This is a genomic window from Kiloniella laminariae, assembly GCF_027214005.1.
GTDB lineage: Bacteria > Pseudomonadota > Alphaproteobacteria > Kiloniellales > Kiloniellaceae > Kiloniella > Kiloniella laminariae_A.
Window position 1 is genome coordinate 73,790 of record NZ_JAPWGY010000010.1, and the last position, 21,868, is coordinate 95,657.

A 21,868-nucleotide genomic window follows, 5' to 3' on the forward strand; every position below is an offset into this window, starting at 1 on the left:
ATCAGAATCACCAAGATCAACGGAAGATAATCATGACCGCAGTAACATTGAAAAAACGTACCGGTGGAGAAATTTTGGCGCAGGGTCTTAAGGGACATGGTGTCGACACGGCTTTTTGCGTGCCGGGTGAAAGTTACCTTGCTGTATTGGATGCTCTCTATGATCTGAAGAATGATATCAAGGTTGTAACCTGCCGCCAGGAAGGCGGTGCAGCCTACATGGCAGAAGCTTATGGCAAGCTCAAAGGCAAGCCGGGAATCTGTTTTGTTACCAGAGGCCCCGGTGCAACCAATGCTTCCATCGGCGTACACACAGCATTTCAGGATTCCACACCAATGATCCTGTTTATTGGTCAGGTAGCCCGTCATCAGGAAGAAAGAGAAGCTTTTCAGGAAATTGATTATCGCCGTATGTTTGGCCAGATGGCAAAATGGGTTGCACAGATCGAGACGGCAGAACGTATTCCTGAATATCTCAGTCGAGCGTTTCATACCGCAACTTCGGGGCGCCCCGGGCCTGTTGTACTGGCGCTCCCCGAAGATATGCTGACCGAGTTTGCTGAAGTGGCTGATGCGCCGAGCTACAAGAAAGTTGCTTCAGCCCCGCTCCCGGAAGACATGGTACAGTTCCGGTCTCTTTTATCCGAGGCAGAACGCCCCCTGTTACTTATCGGTGGTGGAGGCTGGACAGCGGAGGCGAGTGCTGAGATCACTCGTTTCGCCGAGGACAATCATCTTCCTGTATCCTGTGCCTTCCGCCGACAGGACAGCTTTGATAACCACCATGAACTCTATATTGGAGAAGTTGGTATTTCTCCAAATCCGAAACTGGCAACACGGGTTCAGGAATCTGACCTTCTTATCGTCGTTGGGCCACGTCTTGGTGAAATGACCACCAGTGGCTACAGTTTGCTGGATAGTCCGAATACCAAACAGAAACTGGTTCACATCCTCCCCGGAGCAGAAGAGCTGAACCGGGTATATCGTGCAGAACTGGCAATCCAGAGCGACCTCACTGCCTTTGCCCGTGCAGCCAGAAAACTGGAGCCGGTGAAAAATCCGGTATGGCAGAAAGATCTGGCCCGGGCCCGCGCTGATTATCTCGATTTCATGAACGTACAACTGGGAATAAAAGATTTCCCAATGCATCAGATCAGCCGCTACCTTCGCGAAAACTTGCCCAGCAACGCCGTTATCACCAATGGCGCGGGGAACTATACGATCTGGGGACAGCGCTTCTATCAATTCACATCCTATCCCAGCCAGCTTGCACCGACCTCAGGGGCGATGGGATATGGTGTTCCCGCAGGAATAGCTGCCAAAATATCCGAACCGGAACGCACCGTTGTCACCTTTGCCGGTGATGGCTGTTTTATGATGAATGGACAGGAAATTTCGACCGCGGTGCAGTATGGTGCCGCCGTTATCATTATCGTGGTCGATAATGGATGCTTTGGCACGATCCGGATGCATCAGGAACGGGAGTATCCTGATCGGGTAATTTCGACGGCTTTGCGCAACCCTGACTTTGCCGCCTTGGCCCGCGCCTATGGTGCTCACGCAGAAACGGTCGATCATGTTGAACAGTTCCCGGCTGCTTTTGAACGTTCCAAAGCCAGCGGTCTTCCATCACTCATTCATGTTAAGGTGCCTAATCTCTGGGATTAGGGGGCAGCGGATCTCAAGCAAAAAGGGCGTTCGGAAGAACGCCCTTTTTGTATTCGCATTCGTCAAAAATCTGATTAATGCCTAGTGTTACACCTGATATTATTCAGCAACAGCAATTGTAGAAACTGCCATTTTACCGTTACGGCCACGCTCAAGTTCGAACTCTACGCGCTGACCTTCGTTTAGACCCTGCAGGCCTGCACGCTCAACTGCAGAGATATGAACGAAAGCATCGTCCCCACCAGCATCAGGCTCGATAAAGCCAAAACCTTTGGTAGAGTTAAACCATTTAACTACGCCAGTCGCCATTGAAGTGACTCCTAATAACAATTCTAGTGTGACGGCCATCTAGGCCGCGGATAAGGGTTCGGCAAGGCCGGGAATCTTCTTCAGTGACCAGTGTAGGGCAGGCAGAGGAACGCCGGAACTTTTAAAACCATGCTATATTTATCCATGAACTGCGAATAAGTGCAAGTGGGAACAGCATTTTAAGCGGCAAAAAAATGCATTTTTCATATAACGGCAACAGTAATGCCGTATTATATAGCCTCGATCTCTTCAAGTTGTCTTTGCGATTTTATGACTAAGCTTTGAGCATAGTGTCTATAGTTAAAGTTACTGTTGCCCAAATCGTGCCGGATAAAACCCCAGAGTGCGGAAATCACCCCTGATAGACAGAAGTGCACCAAAAAGCTGTATTTTTGTCTGTCCGGAATTTTTCCATCAAAGTAATTACACAGTAATACATTTTGTTTTTCAGGAGATAACTCTTCAGTCAGGGCAAGGTAGGCAAGATCCCACATAGGATCGGCATTACCAGAATACTCCCAATCAATCATATAAATTTTTGTGCCGTCATCCAGAAGATTTCCAGCTACCGGATCGCAGTGTGAAGGGGCCTTATATTTTTCAAGTTCTCGGGCCCGTCTGGATATCCTTTGGCACATATCCAGAAGCTCAGAAGAAAGAGCTATTTTCATTTCTTCTGCCTGCTGCAAATACTTCCCGAGTGTTTCCAATGGTGAAAAGTCATTGGCAAAAAGCTGATCAGAGCCGTGTAATCTCCGAAAGGCCATGGCAATTCTATTCAATCGCAGATCATCGGAAAAGGAATGTCTCTGCAAAACACTTGCCGTTGAAAGGTAACAACTCAGTTGAACACCTTCGGGGGAGAAATAGAGGATCTTGCTATTTAAACCGAGCTCTTCTGCAATCATGGCATTGTGTTTTTCGTTAGCTCTATTAACAAAAAGATGCCCGTCTTCTCCGGGAAGCCGTAAGACAAATTTTTCGGGAGGGTAGGCAGTATCGGAAGTGCCGGGTATCTCAGATGTTACTTCAACAAGAATATTGTAGTTGGACAATCCCCCCAAGGGAGAAAATTTTAGTCTGTTTTTGGAAATTGTATTAAAAAAAGGAATTCCATCAATCGCTTGCAGAATTTCTTGAGGTGAAGGAAACATGGTACCCAGCAAAAAATGAAGTCCGTGATCTATCCAATGATTTATATAGACAAATTATCAGGACATAACCAGCTTGATGATATTGCACAGCGTGTAGATCTGTTGTTTGGTTACAATCTATGTTCAAGACAAAAAACAGGGACATTCTGCTCGTGGACAGACATCAAAAATTTCTAGAAGAGCATGCCTTGCGGTTAACCCAAAGCTTTAAACTGGCAACAGGTCGCGACCTCCTTGCCCAACAGCAAGAGCAGTTAGAGATGATAGAAGGGCATACCCTGGGGCAGTGCCTCTTTTCTGCTCCGCAGATTATTGTTTCCCATGATGGTTGTGAGGACCCTCTGTTGAATTACGGCAACCGTGCTGCCCTTGAGTTATGGGACATGACCTGGGATGAATTTGTTGGCACTCCCTCACGCTATACTGCCGAACCCCATGAACGTGGCGATCGCTCCTCAATGCTCGAACAAGCAAGGGCTAAAGGCTACATCGACAATTATCAGGGAATCAGAATTTCCAGTACTGGACGACGGTTTATGATCCGGAATGCAATTATCTGGGCTGTTCCCGGTTTTAACAACAGCAAGTCAGGGCAGGCGGCTACATTTAACGAGTGGTATTTTTGCGATTGAATTAAGTCGCATATAGGATATAAAGCGACGTGCATATGATTTTTTATTTACCAGAATCTGGGTGCAAACAAAACCGCAGCCTTAAGCCTTGTTTTATAATTCACTGAGATTTCTCATTTCGTTCCTTGAGTAAAACCATCTGATCTGTGAGTTATTCGAAGTTTACCTGTCGGACTGTTCGTGAAACCATAAACCAGATGAAGTCCCTGTCTGGATGCTGAAATTTATCTGAAAGCATAACGCGGGACTTGAATTAACCCGAAGCGGTTAGGAGATGCCAGATGCAGTTCAAGGTGTACAGCTCGGATCACAAGGTGAGCCGCAAGAACCTGAAACGTGATTTACAGCGTATTGTTCTTGTCGTTTTGCCTGGCACAGCTTCCCTTGATGTCAGTCTGATGATCCAGGCGTTGAAAACCGCCAATGCTGTCACCGGGTATGCTGCTTTCCACTGGCGTATTGCAACACTGGATGGGAAATCGATTGATCTTGAAGACGGTTTCATTCTCCATCCTCAAATGAAAATAGCTGAAGATGAAGCCCTTGACCTCGCCCTGATCTATGGAGAATGGGGAATTAACACCGGGCGTTCCGTTCCGCTATCCAACTGGTTGAAGCGCCTGGACCGCCAGGGTGTGTACCTTGGAGCAATCGGTGGCGCCTGTTACGAACTTGCCAATGCCAGTCTCCTGAATGGATTTGAATGTGCGGTTCCCTGGTCGTACCACGACAGTTTTCGCGAACTCTTTCCAGAAGTTCATATCAAGGAAGCATTGTTCTATTGGGATCGCAAACGGGTTACCTGTACAGGCCGTGCCGCTTGTCTTGACATGGTGCTCAGGGTCATTGACCACCAATGCGGCGCTGAAGTTGCGGGACAGGTGGCTGAAGCCTTTAATTACGAAGTCCGGGGTGCGGCAGCTGTGCCGTTACGTCAACGTAATTTAACGCTTCAGAAAATGTCCGGAAAATTGGCTGAAGCTGTCCGGATAATGGAAGAAAATCTGGAAATCCTTATGTCAGCCGAAGAGATTGCAGAAGAAATCGGCAGCTCTAAAAGGCAGCTTGAACGTCTCTTTTCTCGCCATCTGGATTGTAGCCCCAAACGATACTACAAACGCTTGCGCCTGAAAAAAGCACGCGCGCTACTGCGACAGACTGCTTTGCCTGTAAGTGAAGTCGCCGTCGCTTGTGGATTCACATCTTTTTCTTACTTTTCAAGGGCATACCGAGGCTTCTTCGGGTCAACACCCAAGGAAGATCGCATCTCCAGATTGGGGTAGGCAGCCTGTTGTAATCCGGTCTGCTCCTTTGAAAGAGAAGAGTGTTTCCTCTTTACAAACTGACTTGTGGTCCTGATCAGATAATGTTCTCATCCACCAGATTTTCATGAAGCACCTGCGCAACATTTGTCAGCTGATGTGCTTGATATAGTGCAAGAACCTGAAGGATGAAAAATGTCTCTTGATTTGCCCCCGTTATCCGGACAGAAGCTTGGCATTATCGGATTGGGCCATATGGGGCACCCAATGGCAAAACGGCTTAAAAATGCCGGCGCTCAGGTCTATATCCACAGTCGCAATCGTTCCAGGCTTGAAGAGCTGGAACAGTCCGGAATGATCTACTGTTCTTCTGCTGCTGAAATGGCAGAGAAGGTAGATACAGGAACCCTTTTGGTCTGTGTAAGCGACACCTCTGCGCTTGAGGAGGTCGTCCATGGGGATTATGGTATCCTTACTGGCTTGCAGCCCGGTGCCCTTGTCATTGATATGGGGACAAGCCAGGTGATGAATACCCGATCAATTGCCGCACTTATCCAGCAAAAAGGGGCCTGCTATCTGGATGCCCCAGTCAGTGGCGGGGTGGTTGGTGCGGAAGAAGGAACCCTTTCCATTATGGTCGGCGGCACAGAAGAGGGCTTTCTTCGGGCAGGTCCCCTGTTTGATGTCTTGGGCAAAAACATCAGTCATATCGGACCTAGCGGCACCGGACAAATTACCAAAGCGGCCAATCAGATGATTGTTGCAATGACCATAGATGCTGTTGCTGAAGCGCTAGTGCTGGCGCAAGCAGCAGGGGCAGATCCCGGTAAGGTCCAGAAAGCTTTGAGGGGTGGTTTCGCTGACAGTCGTATCCTTGAGCTACATGGCAAACGCATGATTGACCGGACCTTCCAACCTGGTGCTACAGCAACTATCCAGTTGAAAGATGTTCATCAGGCCCTGGAACTGGCAGATCATTCCGGCGTTACACTGCCCGGATTATCAAAAAATGCCGAATTATGGGAGAACATGCTGGCTCAGGGGTTGGGACAGTATGATCAGTCCGGCTTTATCTGCATGATCGAAAACCTGCAATCAATACAAGAGAACAAGCAAGGGGATGAATAGTCGATGATCCGTTTTGCCGCGAACCTGAGTATGCTTTTCACGGAAGTGCCATTCCTGGAACGATTCAGAGCAGCAAGGGACTGCGGCTTTGAAGGGGTAGAGTTTCTCTTTCCCTACGCCTGGTCTGCGGAAACACTTAAAGACAGGCTCAATAGTGAAAACCTGAAACAGGTTCTGTTTAATGCGCCTCCGGGTAATTGGGATCTGGGAGAAAGAGGCATCGCCGGCTTGCCCGGCAGAGAAACAGAGTTCAGGGAAGGAATAGATCTTGCGCTGAACTATGCTCTCACACTCGAGTGTCAGAACATTCATGTAATGGCAGGAATCTGTCCTGAAAACCTCTCTCTCGAACAAAGTTTTGAAATCTATACTCAAAATATTGCCTATGCAGCAGAAAGAGTGGCCTCCCACGCTGTTTCTATCTTGCTTGAACCAATTAATATCCGATCCTTCCCGGGCTATATCCTTTCACATCAGGCCCAGGCTCGTCACCTTATCGATACTCTCGGTTATAAGAATCTTCGTCTGCAACTGGACCTTTTTCATGCCCAGATTATGGAGGGTGATTTGACAAACCTGATCAGACACCAGCTTTCCTATATCGAACACATCCAGCTTGCGAGTGTTCCCGACCGTCATGAACCAGACGAAGGTGAAATAAATTACAATTGGATATTCAAAGAGTTATCTCGGTTGTCCTACAGGGGGTGGATCGGCTGTGAGTACATCCCGCGCGGCGATACCAAAACGGGATTGGCATGGCTGAAAGAGGCAAGAAGGCTACTTGATGAAAAATGATCCGTTATCCTGGATCCTGTTGCTAAGTATATTCTTTTGATAACTTTTAAATTGATACTTGTCGTTGTCATCTACATATCCGACTATTCGGACTGGACAAGACAAATGACATAAAGGCCCAAACAGCACATGCGATTGACGACCTATACAGACTATTCTTTGCGGGTGCTGATTTTTGTCGGGCTAAAAGGGAATGATCTTTCAACTATTTCCGAGATTTCAGAGCGATATAATATATCCCGAAACCACCTTATGAAGGTCGTCAACCAGCTTTCCCAAGATGGATACCTTAAGACAATACGTGGAAAAAACGGCGGGATGCTGCTTGCTCGTTCCCCTGATTCTATTGGTCTAGGAGATGTCGTCCGCGACATGGAAGACAATCTGGAAATCGTTGAATGTTTCGACAAGAAGAAAGGGTGTTGTCAAATTGACGGCTATTGCCAGCTCCAGGGTATTCTGGGCGAGGCGATTGTCGCTTTTTTTGAAGTTCTGGATCGCTATACTCTCAAAGATCTCATGCATAACAAACAGGATCTACAGCGCGCATTAAGTCTTTTTTAAAACGAAAAAAGCAGGCAGTACAAATTGGTACCGCCTGCTTTTAATCTATTTATTGAAAGGAATTATCCCTTTTTTTGCTGCTTCCGCCGCGCCATCAGATACAGCATTTCAAACGCCATTGTCGCGCCTGCCAGGGCAGTGATATCACTGATATCATAGGATGGTGAAACCTCAACCACATCTGCACCCACTATATCAAGACCTTCCAGGCCACGGAGAATGGTGAGGGCCTGATGAGGGGTCAGTCCACCGGTGACCGGTGTGCCTGTGCCAGGGGCAAAAGCTGGGTCAAGGCAATCGATATCAAAGGTCAAATAAGCCTTGCGATCTCCCACAATACGACGGATTTCTGCCACGACGGCTTCGGGACCATTTTCATGCACCCAGGGGGCATGAAGAATGTTAAAACCATGTGTCTTGTCGTTATGGGTGCGGATCCCTACCTGGGCTGAAGCAGAAGGATCGATGATCCCCTGTTTTGCAGCGTGATAGAACATGGTGCCATGATCAATACGCTGTTGATCCTCTTCCCAGGTATCGGAATGGGCATCGATCTGGATCAGGGCAAGCTGCCCGTGTTTTTCTGCATGTGCCTTGAGGATTGGATAAGTGATAAAATGATCACCACCCAGTGTCAGCATGGCCGTATCTGTTGCAAGAATACGGCGGGCATGCTCTTCAATCGCTTCAGGGACTCGCATCGGCTCACCCGGGTCCATAACCAGGTCACCAAAATCTGCCACGGCCAGGACCTCAAACACATCCAGGCCAGAAGGAAAATGCGGGGCCCAGGAAAGGTTGGAAGAAGCCCGTCGCACTGCCTGGGGGCCAAGCCGTGTGCCAGAGCGTCCTGTTACTGCACAGTCATAAGGGATACCGGAAATAGCAACATCTGCCTCGGTCAAATCACGGGTATACTTCCGGCGCATGAAACTGGTAGCGCCTGAATACATAGGCTCAACATCAGTTCCATACAGGCTGTTTGCGGTAAAGGCGTTGTCGCCAGCGGAATTTACACCAGAAATTTCTGTCATGTTTTAATTCTCCAGGTCGAATTAAGTAATCATTGGGCGTGTTTTCCCCCTGGTGGAGGATTTATCTTGTCCATAAACGAGGAGACAAGAGATCCTCTCTATTATCGGGCACCAGCTAGAAAGAGGGCGGGGTGGCAGCACTGACCACTTCACACTCTTCGTCCCCGATATTCCGAAAACGATGCGGTATTTCAGCGCTAAAATAATAGGCCTCACCTGCAGACAGAACCTTTACATCAGTTCCCACAGTGATTTCAAGCTGCCCGCGAATAATTACACCAGCTTCTTCACCGGGCTGGACAATCATTTTATCCCCCGTCGTGCCATTCGGCGGGTATTTTTCATGCAGGACACGCATCTGGCGATTTTTTCTATTCGCCCCGACAAGTCTAACAGACATGGTGCCGTCAGACATTTCAACCAGTTCGTCCTTACTGTAAAATATCTTGTCTTCCTGCTGGGGTTCCATGGTGAAGAACTCAATCATGGTAATTGGAAAGCCGGAAAGAACCTTGGACAGGGAATCAATAGAAGGACTGACACGCTCCTGCTCAATCATCGAAATCGCCGAGTTGGTAACACCAGCCCTGCGGGCCAGCTCACGTTGAGAAAGCCCGTGTATTTCCCGCAAGGCCTTTAAACGTATTCCGACGCTTGTGGTCATATTATGGGGTCCATCCTTGGCTAAAACGTTGCTATCCATATCTTTATAAAAGATCCCTCAGGCGATAATAGGTCGTGGCCAGAGCAAGGGCTGGTGTTCGCATCATTTTTCCACCAGGAAACGACTGGTGAGGAATGCGGGCGAAAACATCAAACCGTTCAGCATCTCCGGCTATACTTTCCGCGATCAATTTACCAGCAAGCCCGGTAAGCACAACACCATGACCGGAAAAACCGTGCGCAAAATAGGTAGAAGAGCTGATTTTACCAAAATGGGGCAGGCGGTTGACTGTTATGGCAACATTTCCCCCCCATGCATATTCGACTTTCTTTTGGGCGAGCTGCGGAAAATATTCCAGCATTGTTTTCTGCATGGCCTTGCCGATGTCAGCCGGATCCTTGCCGGAATAACTAACCTTTCCCCCAAACAAAAGGCGACGGTCACCGGAAAAGCGATAGTAGTTCAAAACAAAAAGGATGTCGGCCACTGCCGCGTTACCAGAAATGAGCTCTTCTGCCTCTGCCTTGCTAAACGGATCTGTTGCCAGAATGTAGGTACCAACAGGCATAATCTTTTTGTCGATCTTCTGCTCTAGCCCCTCAAGGTAGGCATTGGCACAGAGGGCGACATGTTTGCAACGGACAACACCCTGGTCAGTAAAAACCTGGGGGGAGTTGCCGTGTGTGATTTTGGTCACCCGGCTGTTTTCATAAATAACAGCACCAGAACTCTCGGCAGCTGAGGCAAGACCGAGCGTGTAGTTGAGCGGATGAAGATGTCCACCTCTGGGGTCATAAACACCCGCCAGATATCGGTCACTTGCGATTTTTGTTCTGATTGCCGCCTGATCAAGAAATTCACAGTTCTTGTAGCCGGCACTTTCAAGGTCCTCAACGTACTCTTGCAGCTCGCCAACATGCCGTTTCTTGGTCGCGACATGATAATGGCCAGAGGCCAGATCACACTGGATGTTGTGCTTGGCAATGGTATCCCTTGCCAGATCCATAGCTTCTTCACCCATGATCCACAATTTTTGGGCATCATCACGCCCAAGCATCTTGATCATGTCCTGATAGGACTGATTGTAACCAATGATCATCTGGCCGCCACTGCGGCCCGATGCCCCCCAGGATATGCGATTGCTCTCAAGCAGAATGACCCGATAACCTTTTTCAGCGAGGTGAAGCGCTGCCGAGGTTCCAGTCATGCCTCCGCCCACGACACAAACATCACAGTCGTGCTCCCCCTCAAGAGCCGGGCGAAACGGGGCTGGGTTCATACTTGCACTGTAATAGGAATTGATATGGTCGTGGCTCATGCTGTCACACTGTCCTGAGATACCAGTCAAATTCAACAGGGGAAATGAGACTGTTAAACCGTTGCCTTTCTGCCCGCCTGCACATTGTGAAAATTTCACAATACTCCTTACCCAGGTATTCCGGGAGGATCGTTGCACTTTCAAAAGCATCAATCGCATCAGGCCAGATAATCGGCAAAGTGGTTTCCAGCTGTTCATAGGCATTGCCTTTGATTCTCGGGCCCGGATCGATCTTGTTTTCAAGGCCATAGAGAATACCAGCCAGAACAGCTGACATGACAAGGTGGGGGCTGGCATCAGCACCAGCTACCCTGTGTTCGATCCTTGTAGCAGAAGGGTGGCCCGCAGGAATACGCAAAGCAACCGTTCTGTTGTTGATCCCCCAGCAGGGGGTGTGGGGCGCATAGGAACCAAGCTGGAAACGTCTGTAGGAATTGGCGTTAGGGGCAAGCAAGGCCATTGATTCGACCATAGAGGCATTCATGCCTCCCATTGCCCATTTGATCTCGTCACTTAGACGTTCTTCGCCGTGCAGTCCCGGGCCCTGAAAAACATTCTTACCGTTTTCGTCCAGCAGACTAACATGGATATGGGTTCCATTTCCGGATTCTGCTGTGTAGGGCTTGGCCATGAAAGTTGCTTCCATATCATGGCGTTGAGCGACGTGTTTGATAAGTCTTTTCAGCAAAATCGCCTGATCGCAGGCGAGCAGGGGATCGTCAACATGATGAAGGTTGACTTCGTATTGCCCAGGGGCGTATTCAGCAACCATTGTGTCTGCAGGGATACCCTGAGCTTTGGCTGTCGCCGCAACTTCATCAATAAAGTCATCGTAATCATACAGCTCGTCTATGCCATAAACGGCAGGAGAGTCATGACGCAAGCCGGATATCGGTGAAATCGGGGGCTGAGGATGCCCGGCAGGTGTTCTGTTTTTGTCGATCAGGTAAAATTCCAGCTCGACGGCCGTGACCGGCTTGAGACCCATTTTTGTAAAGCGATTGATAAGATTTTGCAAAACATGGCGCGGCTCGGCAAAAAAAGGTTCGCCGTCTTCTTCATGCATTGTCAGTAGCACCTGTGCCAGCCCCTTGCGGTGCCAGGGAACAGGCTTGAGTGTCCCGGGAACAACCCGGCATACCCGGTCAGCATCCCCATCACGCCAGATCAGGCCAACACCTTCCACATTAGCCCCGGTAGTATCGAGACAGAAAATGGACCCGGGCAGCAAAATTCCTTCTTCGTATACAGCAGCCAACTTATCGCGGGTGATACGTTTGCCGCGCAAGATACCATTACCATCTGCAATTAGCAGTTCGATCAGGCCAATCTCTGGATGTGCCTCAAGAAAAGTAACGTGTTCAGAATTTTGATCTGTAGTCGTGTTCATTTTATTTATCGCCTTTGGGTACGAAACTCGGTAAATTATGCTCATTCCTGAGATCAACTTGTCAAGAGATGTTAAAAAAAAAGAACTCCAATCGCTGAGCAACTCGTAAATACCGATATCCGTTCTGTATTTTTTACACTCACCTAATCACATGATAACTAATAAGAATGTTTGTTTTTTATAAAAAATTTGTATTATAATTTCTTTTTTTAGTTCTCTTTCGTAAAAATCAGCTCTATCATTTGTTCAAAATAACGATCATTACGTTTTGGAGTCATGCGTCCCATGCGTTCAAGAAAAGCTGTCATTGGCATATCAACCTGCCGAACGTCCCGAAACGGAAACGAATATGACAGTGTCAGCAGATACTATTCCGAAGCTGTGGCATATGTTTCCAACGCCATTCCTCTTGGTATTCCATCTTTGGGGGACAAGCTGGATAGCGACGAATTACTGGAACAGATTGATGGACTTCTCTTTACAGGAAGCCCTTCAAACGTTGATCCCGGACACTATGGCGGTGCCCCCAGCGAACAGGGAACCCTTCATGATCCAGCCAGGGATGCAACTACTCTCCCTCTGATTCAAAAGGCGCTTGATCAGAAGATCCCGTTTCTGGCAATTTGTCGGGGCTTCCAGGAACTTAACGTTGCCTTGGGCGGAACACTTCATCAAAAAGTCCAGGATGTGCCGGGGAAAATGGATCACAGAGCCGATTATGAGGCGCCGATTGCAGAACGCTTTGCTTTGGCTCACGAAGTTGAACTTGCTCCAGCTGGCATACTTTTTAATCTCATCGGAAAAAGCAAGGTTCAGGTAAACTCTGTGCATGCACAGGGTGTGGACCGCCTTGGGGAGGGGTTGCTTGCAGAAGCTTATGCCCCAGACGGGTTGGTCGAAGCCGTCAGTGTTTCCGGGGCTTCTGCATTTGCACTGGCAGTGCAGTGGCACCCGGAATGGAATGTCAGTGATAATGAACTCTCCAATGCAATATTCTCGGCTTTTGGAGAGGCTTGCCGCGAACGGGCAAACCGTCGGTAAGTTTGTCGACAATCAAAACACAACAGGTGAATTATGACGTTTGAGGAATTGGAAAAGTGGTGCAAGGATCGCCGGATTACCGAGGTGGAGTGCATGATCCCGGATATTTCCGGCGTGCCCCGTGGCAAGATCCTGCCAACCGAAAAATTCCTGCGCGGAATTGGTAGTCAAGGACACCGTCTGCCAGAAAGTATCTTTACCCAGACTGTCACAGGGGAATTTCCTGAGGAAGATACCTGGGTCGATATTGTGGACCGGGATGTAATACTTGAGCCCGACCTTTCAACCATCCGTCCCGTGCCCTGGTATAAAGAGCCCACTGCCCAGGTTATTTGTGATTGTGTTTATCCAGACGGTCGCCCTGTGGACATCTATGCCAGACAGATCCTGCGCACGGTTCTTAAGCTGTATGAAGCGCGGGGATGGCAACCGATCATTGCTCCAGAACTTGAATTCTATCTGGTGCAGAAAAATATCGACCCGGATCTTCCACTGGTTCCCCCGATCGGCAAGAATGGTCGACCGGAAACTGCGCGTCAGTGTTATGGCATTGATGCTGTAAACGAGTTCGATCCGGTGTTTGAGGATGTCTATGACTATTGTGATGCACAGGGCCTTGACATTGATACGCTAAACCACGAAGCCGGAGCAGCGCAGATCGAGATCAATTTCCTTCATGGCGACCCGCTGTCACTGGCCGATCAGGTCTTCCTGTTCAAAAGAACCGTGCGCCAGACAGCTCTGGCCCATGATATCTACGCTACGTTTATGGCCAAACCTATGGCAAACGAGCCAGGCAGCTCCATGCATGTTCATCATTCGGTACTCGATATCAAAACAGGCAAGAATATTTTCACGGATGAGCAGGGCAATGCATCGCCGTTGTTTGGAAATTTCATTGCCGGGTTGCAACAATATGCTGGTGCGGCAGTCTTGTTCTTTGCTCCGAATATCAATTCCTATCGTCGTTTTTCCTATGAAGAAGCACCAATCAATATCCACTGGGGAGTGGATAACCGCAGCTGTGGGCTTCGGGTACCCAATTCAAGCCCGGAAAGCCGACGGGTAGAGAACAGGCTCTGCGGTTCTGATGTTAACCCCTATCTGGCCATAGCGGGTAGCTTGCTCTGTGGCTATCTGGGAATTGAAAAGAAACTAAAGGCACAACCTGAAATGACAGGTAGTGCTTATGGTCTGCCCCGTGGTGTGCCCATGTATCTGTCGGATGCAGCTGCAACACTTACCGCCTGTCAGCCTATTCGGGATGTCCTGGGAGACCGCTTTGTCGAGGCTCTCTGTGCGACCAAGCTGGTCGAATACCAGAATTACCATACAGTTATCAGTTCGTGGGAACGCGAACATCTGTTGCTTAATGTTTAAAGACCAGATGTTCCCTGGACAGGGAAATCTGAGGAGGGTGTTATGAATCATATGAATAAAAGTACCGAATATTGGCAGGGACTGGACCGGGCACATCATCTCCACCCCTTTACAGATGCCAAATCCCTTAATGAAAAAGGGGTGCGTGTCATGACCAAGGCCGATGGCGTTTACCTCTGGGATTCTGAGGGTAACCGGGTTCTTGACGGGATGGCAGGTCTCTGGTGTGTCAATCTTGGGTATGGACGCAAGGAACTTGTTGATGCCGCTCAACGGCAAATGCTGGAACTGCCTTTCTATAATACATTTTTCCAGACATCTAATATTCCAGCAACCGAGCTTGCCGGTCTTCTGGCAGAGGTCGCTCCCGCAGGCATGAAACACGCCTTCTTTGCCAATTCCGGTTCAGAAGCTGTCGACACCGCCATCAGAATGGTACGCCGCTACTGGCAGGCAGAAGGCTTGCCCGAACGGAATGTCATTATCAGCCGAAACAATGCTTACCACGGAAGTTCTGTGGCCGGAGCCTGTCTCGGCGGCATGGGGGCGATGCACGAACAAAGTGGGCTGATGATGCCAGGGTTTGAGCATATCATGCAGCCCTATTGGTATCAGGACGGTGGCGACCTGAGCCCGGAAGAGTTTGGTCTTGTTGCCGCAAGGGCTCTGGAAGAACGTATTCTGGCCGTCGGACCAGAAAAGGTAGCAGCCTTTATTGGTGAACCCATTCAGGGTGCTGGCGGCGTTATCGTCCCACCGGACAGCTATTGGCCTGAAATCCAGCGCATCTGTAATCAGTACGGTATTCTGCTGATCGCCGATGAAGTTATTTGTGGCTTTGGTCGCACAGGCAACTGGTTCGGCTCCCAGACGTTTGGCTTCACACCGGATCTGATGACCATGGCCAAGGGGATGTCGTCAGGTTACATGCCGATATCAGCAGTGATGGTTGGCGAGAGAGTCGCCAATACCCTGATCGAAAAGAGTGGTGAATTTTATCACGGCTATACTTATTCAGGTCATCCCGTTGCCGCAGCAGTTGCCATTGAAAATATCCGCATTCTCAAAGAAGAGCGGATCATCGAACGTGTTGCTGAAGACACCGGGCCCTATTTCCAGGAAAAGCTTCAAATTTTTGCGGAACATCCGCTGGTTGGGGAAGTCGTGGGCAGGGGCCTCGTTGCTGGAATGGTTCTGGTAAAAGATAAAAAGACACGTGAACTCTATGAAAATGGTTCAGATGTTGGCACCATGTGCCGGAACCACTGTTTCAGCAATGGATTGATTATGCGGGCTTGTGGAGACCGGATGGTACTCTCTCCCCCTCTGATCATTTCCAGAGCAGAAATAGACGAGATGTTGGACAAGGCAAAGTATTGTCTTGATTTGGCAGCCAAAGATCTTGGAAAATTGTAATTGAAAACGGTTGTTCCAGAATCGAGATAATCCGTTAAGGATATGAGCTGGGACAACCCGTCACTTTTTCTGAGCAATTTAGAAAACAACAGGAGGCTATATCGTGAAAACCCTAGGGAATGGTTTGTTCACCAGTATGATTGCATTGGGACTGACGCTCGGCGCTCAGGCTCAGGCCGAAGAAGTTGTCAAAGTTTACAATTGGTCTGATTACATTGACGAAGAAATCTTGACCGAATTTGAAGCTGAAACCGGCATCAAGGTTATCTATGATGTGTTTGATTCGAACGATGTACTGGAAACCAAGCTGCTCGCTGGCAGCTCCGGTTATGACATCGTTGTACCATCCGGGACATTTCTTGGACGTCAGGTCCAGGCAGGAGTATTCCAGAAACTGGATAAATCCAAGCTGAGTAACATTGGCAATGTCTGGGATGTGGTTGCTGAAAGGGTTGTAAAATATGATCCTGAAAACGCCTATTCAATCAACTATATGTGGGGTACCACAGGAATTGGTTACAACGTTGATATGATCAAGGAACGTCTTGGTCTTGAGCGTATTGATAGCTGGGATGTGGTTTATCAGCCAGAGAACATTGCCAAGCTTGCTGATTGCGGTGTCTTTATGCTTGACGCGTCAGATGAGATGATTCCGGCTGCACTGAACTACCTCGGAAAAGATCCGGATAGCCGGGATAAAGCCGACTTTGAAGCTGCTGAAGCGCTTCTTATGACAATTCGTCCGTACGTCCGTAAATTCCACTCATCTGAATACATTTCTGCCCTTGCCAACGGTGACATCTGTCTTGCTGTAGGCTGGTCTGGAGACATTCTGCAAGCCCGTGATCGCGCTGCTGAGGCGGATAATGGTGTTGTTGTCGACTATGCTATCCCTAAACAAGGGGCTTTGATGTGGTTTGACCAGATGGCCATTCCTGCAGATGCGGAAAATGCCGATAACGCTCACAAGTTTCTCGATTACATTCTGCGTGATGACGTAATGGCGAAAGCTTCTAATTATGTCTACTATGCAAACGGTAATCTGCCATCACAGAAACTCCTGAATGAAGATGTGATTGGCGATCCTGCAATCTATCCTGACTCCGATACGATGCAGAAACTCTATACCCTGACTCCTTACGACCCGAAATCTCAGAAGCTGGTTACGCGTTCCTGGACACGTGTAAAGAGCGGAAGTTGATTTAAAAAAAGCGCCGCCTCATGAAAATGGGGCGGCATTTTTTATGCAGAGTTTCGGATTGAGGGCATCATGAATATTTCACCAAACAAAAAACCATCCGCTCGTTTTGCGCCTTGGGACGATCCCGCGCAAAAACCGCTGGTGCGTTTTGGAAATGTTACAAAGCGTTTCGGGTCATTTACGGCAATCGACAATATCAGTCTGGACATTTACGAGCGTGAATTTTTTGCGCTGTTAGGGCCATCCGGATGTGGCAAGACAACAATGATGCGTATGTTGGCCGGCTTTGAAAAACCAAGTGAGGGAACGATCTCGTTAGGGGGAGAGGATATCGCTGATATTCCACCTTACAAACGTCCTGTAAACATGATGTTCCAGTCCTATGCCCTCTTTCCTCATATGACAGTCGAGGCAAATATTGCCTTTGGACTAAAGCAGGATAAATGGCCCAAACAGCAAATCAGTGAACGTGTTGAGGAAATGCTTTCCCTGGTCCAGTTGACAAAGTTTGCCAAACGCAAACCGCATCAGCTTTCCGGTGGACAACGTCAGCGTGTTGCCCTTGCCCGGTCTCTGGCAAAAAAACCAAAGCTCCTTCTGCTTGATGAACCGCTTGGTGCACTTGACAAAAAATTACGTGAAAAAACCCAGTTCGAACTGATGGATATTCAGGAAAAGCTTGGCATGACCTTTGTCATCGTTACCCATGACCAGGAAGAAGCAATGACGGTAGCCAGCCGGATTGCAGTTATGGACGATGGGAAATTGATCCAGGTGGCCACACCGGAAGTCATTTATGAATATCCCAACTGTCGCTATGTTGCCGACTTTATCGGTGATGTAAATCTTGTCGAAGGGCGAATCAGCACGACGGCAGAAGAGATGGTAAAGCTCTCCTGGGCCGAAGGGCAGGGGGACATTGATATCTCCTACAAAAACGGCTGTTCTGCAGGCGAAAATGCCTGTTTGGCCATCCGCCCTGAAAAAGTTCATGTCACGCGGGAAGAGCCACAGGATGTCGACAACAAGATCAGGGGTGTAATTCACGACATTGCCTATATCGGCAATCTCTCGACCTATTACGTAAAACTTGGCAACGGGCAGATTTTCAGGGCCCAGGAATCCAACCGTCGTCGTCTCGCCAACCGCGAGTTTACCTGGGATGACCAGGTCTGGTTGTCCTGGCGTAATACTGCAGGCGTACTTTTACAGAAATAGGAGGAAGCAATGGATAGAAAATCTGGACGTTTCCTTCTGATAGGCATTCCCTATCTCTGGCTTGGATTACTTTTTCTCGTCCCCTTTTTTATTGTTCTTAAAATATCTCTCTCGGATATTGCTGTCGCAATCCCACCCTATACTCCGACCTTTGATCTCAGCGCAGGGTGGGGCGGTTTCACGAAATTTCTATCTGAACTGGATTTTGAAAACTACATCTGGCTGATTGAAGATGACCTCTATATCAACAGCTACCTGTCTAGTCTGAAAATCGCGTTCTTTTCTACTTTGCTTGCATTGCTTGTTGGCTATCCGATTGCCTATGCAATGGCAAAAGCGCCGTCAGAATGGCGTCCGACGCTCCTGATGCTGATTATTCTTCCTTTCTGGACCAGCTTTCTGATCAGGGTCTATGCCTGGATCGGGATCCTGAAACCGGAAGGTTTCCTCAATCAGTTCCTGATGATGCTCGGGATTATCGATGAACCTTTGCAGATTATCAATACCGATACAGCCGTATATATCGGGATTGTCTATTCCTACTTACCCTTTATGGTTTTGCCGCTTTACTCTGCCTTGGAAAAGCTTGATGGCGCTTTACTCGAAGCAGCAGAAGATCTGGGGTGCACAGCTATTCAGGCTTTCTGGAAAGTCACCTTTCCACTTTCCATGCCCGGGATAGTCGCAGGCTGTTTCCTGGTTTTCATTCCGGCAATTGGTGAATTCGTTATCCCGGATCTTCTGGGAGGATCAGACACGATCATGATTGGGAAAACGCTCTGGGCAGATTTCTTTAGCAACCGGGATTGGCCTTTGGCATCAGCAGTGGCAGTGGTCCTGTTGCTTCTTTTGATCGTGCCGATCGTTCTTTTCCAAAGACAGCAAGAACGGGCCCAGGAGGCTGAAAAATGAACCGCCGTTTTACCTGGTTTAATGCAACAAGCCTTACCCTCGGCTTTGTCTTTCTTTACCTGCCGATCCTGTTGCTGGTGATCTTCAGCTTCAACGAATCCCGGCTGGTTACTGTCTGGGCCGGTTTTTCAACCAAATGGTATGTTGAACTGTTTCAGGATGAAGCTTTTCTGGACGCAGCCCTGGTTACCTTGCGTGTAGCCCTGTTGTCGGCAACGATTGCGACAATTTTGGGAACCCTTGCCGCGGTCGTGATGATCAGAGCAGGGCGCTTCAAGGGACGGACACTGTTTTCCGGAATGATTTATGCGCCGTTGGTAATGCCCGAGGTTATAACGGGCTTGTCCTTACTCTTGCTTTTTGTTGCGATCGGAATTGATCGAGGGTTCTGGACAATCACAATTGCCCATATAACTTTCTCCATGTGTTACGCGGCAGTTGTTGTTTCTTCCAGAATGGTAACTTTTGACACTTCCCTGGAAGAAGCTGCTACAGATCTTGGCTGTACACCTTTCCAGTCCTTCATCAAGGTTACCTTGCCGATTATGGCCCCGGCGATTATCTCGGCCTGGCTTCTGGCCTTTACTCTTTCACTCGATGATCTGGTGATTGCTTCTTTCACTTCTGGTCCCGGTGCCACAACCCTTCCAATGAAAATATACAGTCAGGTACGCCTGGGAGTGACGCCGCAAATCAACGCCCTTTCAACTATTCTTATTTCTATTGTAACGCTTGGGGTTCTCACAGCTTCTTTCTTGACCCGTCGCGCAGAAAGCAAAAGAAAAGCAGATGAGCTTCTGGCTGGTTCATGATATAGGCCAATAAGCTTTTAATTCACATCCCTGCGACCTTTAGATGAATATCTAAGATCGCAGGGATTTTTTATTTCAGATGAATATTTCTGCGTTATCTTGTCGCAGGCAAAAAAATATTTTTAATAACCCTTTATTTTCATGGCGCTATACAAAAAAAATATTCGTCATTGTTTTATATCAACCTCAAAAATTTAATTTTGTTTAATCATTATCCTCGATTGTAAAGCCGAAACTCGATCATGTCTGTTTAAAGCAGAGCGATCGACCAGTTCACAAGATTCATATGGGGCAAAAGTCGCCATCTGTGGCAACAGGCTTGTTTTTCCGAGGGAATGCCAATGTTCATTAACAATTTCCAGATCAAACATCTGGGTATGATTTTCTCCGCGCTGATGCTGGGTGTTGTCGGCATCATTGGCGCGGCAAGTTATTTTAGCAACAACGAGGAAGCCAACGTCATCAACGACCTTGCGATGACAATCGTCTTTTCATCCCTTCTTCTCATGGCCGTAATGAATATCTGGTGGACAAGAACCCACCTGACAAACCCCATGACTGCACTTACAGAAACCATGACAAGTCTTGCAGAAGGAAATCTGAAGATCGACGTTCCAGCCGTTGGCTGGAAAAACGAGATCGGTCAAATGGCAGGGGCCGTATTGGTTTTCAAGGAGAATGCCATCCGCATTCGCCAAATGGAAGCTGAACAGCAAGAACAGGAAAACCGATCCGCCTCAGAACGGAAAGCCCTGATTGCCCAAATGGCCAATGATTTTGAAACCCGGGTCGGAAAAACGGTATTGGAAGTCAAAGACGCGGCAAACGAGATGAAATCATCCGCACAGATTTTGACTGGAACCGCAGAAAAAACATCTGTCCGGGCCACGACGGTTTCTGCTGCATCGGAAGAAGCGGCAACGAATGTGCAAACTGTTGCTTCTGCAGCAGAAGAACTTACCGCCTCCGAACGTGAAATCAGCCGACAGGTTAACCGGTCTTCTGAAGTGGTTGCCGGTGCTGTTGAAAAAGCACAGGGTGCCCACCAGACCGTTGGAACCCTGGTCAGTTCAGTGAGCGAAATTGGCAAGGTTATCGAGCTGATCACCGGCATTGCAGAACAGACCAATCTGCTGGCCCTCAACGCAACCATTGAAGCCGCGAGAGCAGGGGAAGCAGGAAAGGGTTTTGCGGTGGTTGCGAGTGAAGTCAAAAACCTGGCAAACCAGACAGCCAAGGCAACCGAAGAGATCAGCGGTCAGATTTCAGGTGTCCAGTCCGTGACTGAAGAAGCCGCTGCGGCACTTGAAGCCATTGGCAATTCTATTCGCGAAGTCAGTACTATCTCAAACGCGATTTCAATCGCAGTTGAAGAACAGGCCGCTGCAACCCAGGAGATTGCCCGCAATGTTGAACAGGCTTCAGCCGGGACCAAACAGGTATCCCGGAGTATCGAGGATGTAACAGAGGCTGCAGGGCAGACAGGAAAGACAGCGCACATGATACTTGATGCGTCTGAAAACCTCTCCAGGCAGGCGACCCACCTGCAGGAAGGTCTGGATCAGTTTCTAGCACAGGTGCGCGCCGGATAATATTTCCGGATAATTTTTACAGCATATCCAGATATATAGGCCAGCAAACCGGGTTCTGCCAAAGAGCCCGGTTTTTTCTTTTTCCCCTGCTTTACTGAACACTTGATTACCCTCTCATCTGATGACCAGAGCAATCCGGGTTGAAAGTAATTTTGCATTGTCGTTTTGCGTCAGGTGCGTAATTGGGCTACAAAGTGTCGCGCAGACGTCTGCGACTCAACCTGATAACGTTTACTCAGGATAAAACCCTGACAGGATCAGGGTTATTGATAACAAAAATCATGGCCAGAGCTTATTTCTGCCCGCAAAACGGAGACCACACACGATGACCCGCACGATCGTCAGTTCCGCCACGAAAGAGTTTGCAATCGGTTTT

At 48.5% G+C, this 21,868-nt stretch carries 20 protein-coding genes; 14 read left to right on the forward strand and 6 right to left on the reverse strand.

Annotated elements, in window-relative coordinates; all coding sequences use genetic code 11:
* Positions 1-32: 32 nt before the first annotated feature.
* Entirely contained in the window at positions 33-1,667 is a 1,635-nt protein-coding gene (locus O4H49_RS18480; protein WP_269424925.1) for a thiamine pyrophosphate-binding protein, read from the forward strand.
* A 99-nt stretch (positions 1,668-1,766) separates the two neighbouring features.
* Here the strand turns inward: O4H49_RS18480 and O4H49_RS18485 are convergent, their stop codons facing one another.
* Together O4H49_RS18485 and O4H49_RS18490 are read right to left on the reverse strand one after the other, a co-directional pair.
* A complete protein-coding gene (locus O4H49_RS18485; protein ID WP_020593825.1) occupies positions 1,767-1,976 on the reverse strand; it encodes a cold-shock protein in 210 nt (69 codons plus the stop codon).
* A gap of 230 nt (positions 1,977-2,206) precedes the next feature.
* Positions 2,207-3,142, reverse strand: a complete 936-nt coding sequence (locus O4H49_RS18490; RefSeq protein ID WP_269424926.1) for a choline/ethanolamine kinase family protein — start codon at positions 3,140-3,142, stop codon at positions 2,207-2,209.
* Positions 3,143-3,282: 140 nt separating this feature from the next.
* On the opposite strand from O4H49_RS18490, the gene O4H49_RS18495 reads away from it, so the two are divergent.
* From O4H49_RS18495 to O4H49_RS18515, 5 genes are all read left to right on the forward strand, one after another.
* Entirely contained in the window at positions 3,283-3,762 is a 480-nt protein-coding gene (locus O4H49_RS18495; RefSeq protein WP_269424927.1) for an MEKHLA domain-containing protein, read from the forward strand.
* A 281-nt stretch (positions 3,763-4,043) separates the two neighbouring features.
* Positions 4,044-5,045 carry a GlxA family transcriptional regulator gene (locus tag O4H49_RS18500; protein WP_269424928.1) on the forward strand — a complete coding sequence of 334 codons (1,002 nt, stop codon included), beginning with the start codon at positions 4,044-4,046 and terminating at the stop codon, positions 5,043-5,045.
* A 174-nt stretch (positions 5,046-5,219) separates the two neighbouring features.
* A complete protein-coding gene (locus O4H49_RS18505) occupies positions 5,220-6,152 on the forward strand; it encodes an NAD(P)-dependent oxidoreductase (RefSeq protein ID WP_269424929.1) in 933 nt (310 codons plus the stop codon).
* 3 nt (positions 6,153-6,155) lie between these two features.
* On the forward strand, positions 6,156-6,950 hold the full coding sequence (gene otnI / locus O4H49_RS18510) for a 2-oxo-tetronate isomerase (protein ID WP_269424930.1): 795 nt from the start codon (positions 6,156-6,158) through the stop codon (positions 6,948-6,950).
* A gap of 129 nt (positions 6,951-7,079) precedes the next feature.
* Complete coding sequence (locus O4H49_RS18515; RefSeq protein WP_269424931.1) at positions 7,080-7,514, forward strand: RrF2 family transcriptional regulator; 435 nt, start codon at positions 7,080-7,082, stop codon at positions 7,512-7,514.
* Positions 7,515-7,576: 62 nt separating this feature from the next.
* Here the strand turns inward: O4H49_RS18515 and speB are convergent, their stop codons facing one another.
* From speB to O4H49_RS18535, 4 genes are all read right to left on the reverse strand, one after another.
* A complete protein-coding gene (speB, locus tag O4H49_RS18520; RefSeq protein WP_269424932.1) occupies positions 7,577-8,548 on the reverse strand; it encodes an agmatinase in 972 nt (323 codons plus the stop codon).
* Between the two features lie 115 nt (positions 8,549-8,663).
* Positions 8,664-9,212, reverse strand: a complete 549-nt coding sequence (locus O4H49_RS18525; protein WP_269424933.1) for a cupin domain-containing protein — start codon at positions 9,210-9,212, stop codon at positions 8,664-8,666.
* A gap of 43 nt (positions 9,213-9,255) precedes the next feature.
* Positions 9,256-10,530 carry an NAD(P)/FAD-dependent oxidoreductase gene (locus O4H49_RS18530; RefSeq protein ID WP_269424934.1) on the reverse strand — a complete coding sequence of 425 codons (1,275 nt, stop codon included), beginning with the start codon at positions 10,528-10,530 and terminating at the stop codon, positions 9,256-9,258.
* Positions 10,531-10,534: 4 nt separating this feature from the next.
* A complete protein-coding gene (locus O4H49_RS18535) occupies positions 10,535-11,920 on the reverse strand; it encodes a glutamine synthetase family protein (protein ID WP_269424935.1) in 1,386 nt (461 codons plus the stop codon).
* A gap of 285 nt (positions 11,921-12,205) precedes the next feature.
* Between O4H49_RS18535 and O4H49_RS18540 the strand changes: the two genes are divergently transcribed.
* The 8 genes from O4H49_RS18540 (at position 12,206) to O4H49_RS18575 (ending at position 21,492) form a co-directional block, all read left to right on the forward strand.
* The gene (locus tag O4H49_RS18540) at positions 12,206-12,961 is read left to right on the forward strand and encodes a gamma-glutamyl-gamma-aminobutyrate hydrolase family protein (protein WP_269424936.1); all 756 of its coding nucleotides are present in this window, start codon (positions 12,206-12,208) and stop codon (positions 12,959-12,961) included.
* 33 nt (positions 12,962-12,994) lie between these two features.
* Complete coding sequence (locus tag O4H49_RS18545) at positions 12,995-14,341, forward strand: glutamine synthetase family protein (protein WP_269424937.1); 1,347 nt, start codon at positions 12,995-12,997, stop codon at positions 14,339-14,341.
* A 42-nt stretch (positions 14,342-14,383) separates the two neighbouring features.
* Entirely contained in the window at positions 14,384-15,757 is a 1,374-nt protein-coding gene (locus O4H49_RS18550) for an aspartate aminotransferase family protein (RefSeq protein ID WP_269424938.1), read from the forward strand.
* Between the two features lie 136 nt (positions 15,758-15,893).
* The gene (locus tag O4H49_RS18555) at positions 15,894-16,958 is read left to right on the forward strand and encodes a polyamine ABC transporter substrate-binding protein (RefSeq protein WP_419715241.1); all 1,065 of its coding nucleotides are present in this window, start codon (positions 15,894-15,896) and stop codon (positions 16,956-16,958) included.
* A gap of 69 nt (positions 16,959-17,027) precedes the next feature.
* Positions 17,028-18,176 carry an ABC transporter ATP-binding protein gene (locus tag O4H49_RS18560; RefSeq protein WP_269424940.1) on the forward strand — a complete coding sequence of 383 codons (1,149 nt, stop codon included), beginning with the start codon at positions 17,028-17,030 and terminating at the stop codon, positions 18,174-18,176.
* A gap of 9 nt (positions 18,177-18,185) precedes the next feature.
* Entirely contained in the window at positions 18,186-19,088 is a 903-nt protein-coding gene (locus O4H49_RS18565; RefSeq protein WP_269424941.1) for an ABC transporter permease subunit, read from the forward strand.
* Positions 19,085-19,900 carry an ABC transporter permease gene (locus tag O4H49_RS18570; RefSeq protein WP_269424942.1) on the forward strand — a complete coding sequence of 272 codons (816 nt, stop codon included), beginning with the start codon at positions 19,085-19,087 and terminating at the stop codon, positions 19,898-19,900. The genes O4H49_RS18565 and O4H49_RS18570 overlap by 4 nt, the downstream gene beginning before the upstream one ends.
* A gap of 341 nt (positions 19,901-20,241) precedes the next feature.
* Positions 20,242-21,492, forward strand: coding sequence for a methyl-accepting chemotaxis protein (locus O4H49_RS18575; RefSeq protein ID WP_269424943.1), 1,251 nt, complete (start codon positions 20,242-20,244; stop codon positions 21,490-21,492).
* The last annotated feature ends 376 nt before the right edge of the window (positions 21,493-21,868 follow it).

What these genes read in the sequence shown, in the direction of transcription:
- O4H49_RS18505 (WP_269424929.1), top strand. Translation starts at nt 5,220, where the DNA reads ATGTCTCTTGATTTGCCCCCGTTATCCGGACAGAAGCTTGGCATTATC.
- O4H49_RS18535 (WP_269424935.1), bottom strand. Translation starts at nt 11,920, where the DNA reads ATGAACACGACTACAGATCAAAATTCTGAACACGTTACTTTTCTTGAG.
- O4H49_RS18480 (WP_269424925.1), top strand. Translation starts at nt 33, where the DNA reads ATGACCGCAGTAACATTGAAAAAACGTACCGGTGGAGAAATTTTGGCG.
- O4H49_RS18485 (WP_020593825.1), bottom strand. Translation starts at nt 1,976, where the DNA reads ATGGCGACTGGCGTAGTTAAATGGTTTAACTCTACCAAAGGTTTTGGC.
- O4H49_RS18565 (WP_269424941.1), top strand. Translation starts at nt 18,186, where the DNA reads ATGGATAGAAAATCTGGACGTTTCCTTCTGATAGGCATTCCCTATCTC.
- O4H49_RS18550 (WP_269424938.1), top strand. Translation starts at nt 14,384, where the DNA reads ATGAATCATATGAATAAAAGTACCGAATATTGGCAGGGACTGGACCGG.
- O4H49_RS18560 (WP_269424940.1), top strand. Translation starts at nt 17,028, where the DNA reads ATGAATATTTCACCAAACAAAAAACCATCCGCTCGTTTTGCGCCTTGG.
- O4H49_RS18515 (WP_269424931.1), top strand. Translation starts at nt 7,080, where the DNA reads ATGCGATTGACGACCTATACAGACTATTCTTTGCGGGTGCTGATTTTT.
- otnI (WP_269424930.1), top strand. Translation starts at nt 6,156, where the DNA reads ATGATCCGTTTTGCCGCGAACCTGAGTATGCTTTTCACGGAAGTGCCA.
- O4H49_RS18570 (WP_269424942.1), top strand. Translation starts at nt 19,085, where the DNA reads ATGAACCGCCGTTTTACCTGGTTTAATGCAACAAGCCTTACCCTCGGC.
- O4H49_RS18575 (WP_269424943.1), top strand. Translation starts at nt 20,242, where the DNA reads ATGTTCATTAACAATTTCCAGATCAAACATCTGGGTATGATTTTCTCC.
- O4H49_RS18555 (WP_419715241.1), top strand. Translation starts at nt 15,894, where the DNA reads ATGATTGCATTGGGACTGACGCTCGGCGCTCAGGCTCAGGCCGAAGAA.
- O4H49_RS18545 (WP_269424937.1), top strand. Translation starts at nt 12,995, where the DNA reads ATGACGTTTGAGGAATTGGAAAAGTGGTGCAAGGATCGCCGGATTACC.
- O4H49_RS18525 (WP_269424933.1), bottom strand. Translation starts at nt 9,212, where the DNA reads ATGACCACAAGCGTCGGAATACGTTTAAAGGCCTTGCGGGAAATACAC.
- O4H49_RS18530 (WP_269424934.1), bottom strand. Translation starts at nt 10,530, where the DNA reads ATGAGCCACGACCATATCAATTCCTATTACAGTGCAAGTATGAACCCA.
- O4H49_RS18500 (WP_269424928.1), top strand. Translation starts at nt 4,044, where the DNA reads ATGCAGTTCAAGGTGTACAGCTCGGATCACAAGGTGAGCCGCAAGAAC.
- O4H49_RS18540 (WP_269424936.1), top strand. Translation starts at nt 12,206, where the DNA reads ATGCGTTCAAGAAAAGCTGTCATTGGCATATCAACCTGCCGAACGTCC.
- speB (WP_269424932.1), bottom strand. Translation starts at nt 8,548, where the DNA reads ATGACAGAAATTTCTGGTGTAAATTCCGCTGGCGACAACGCCTTTACC.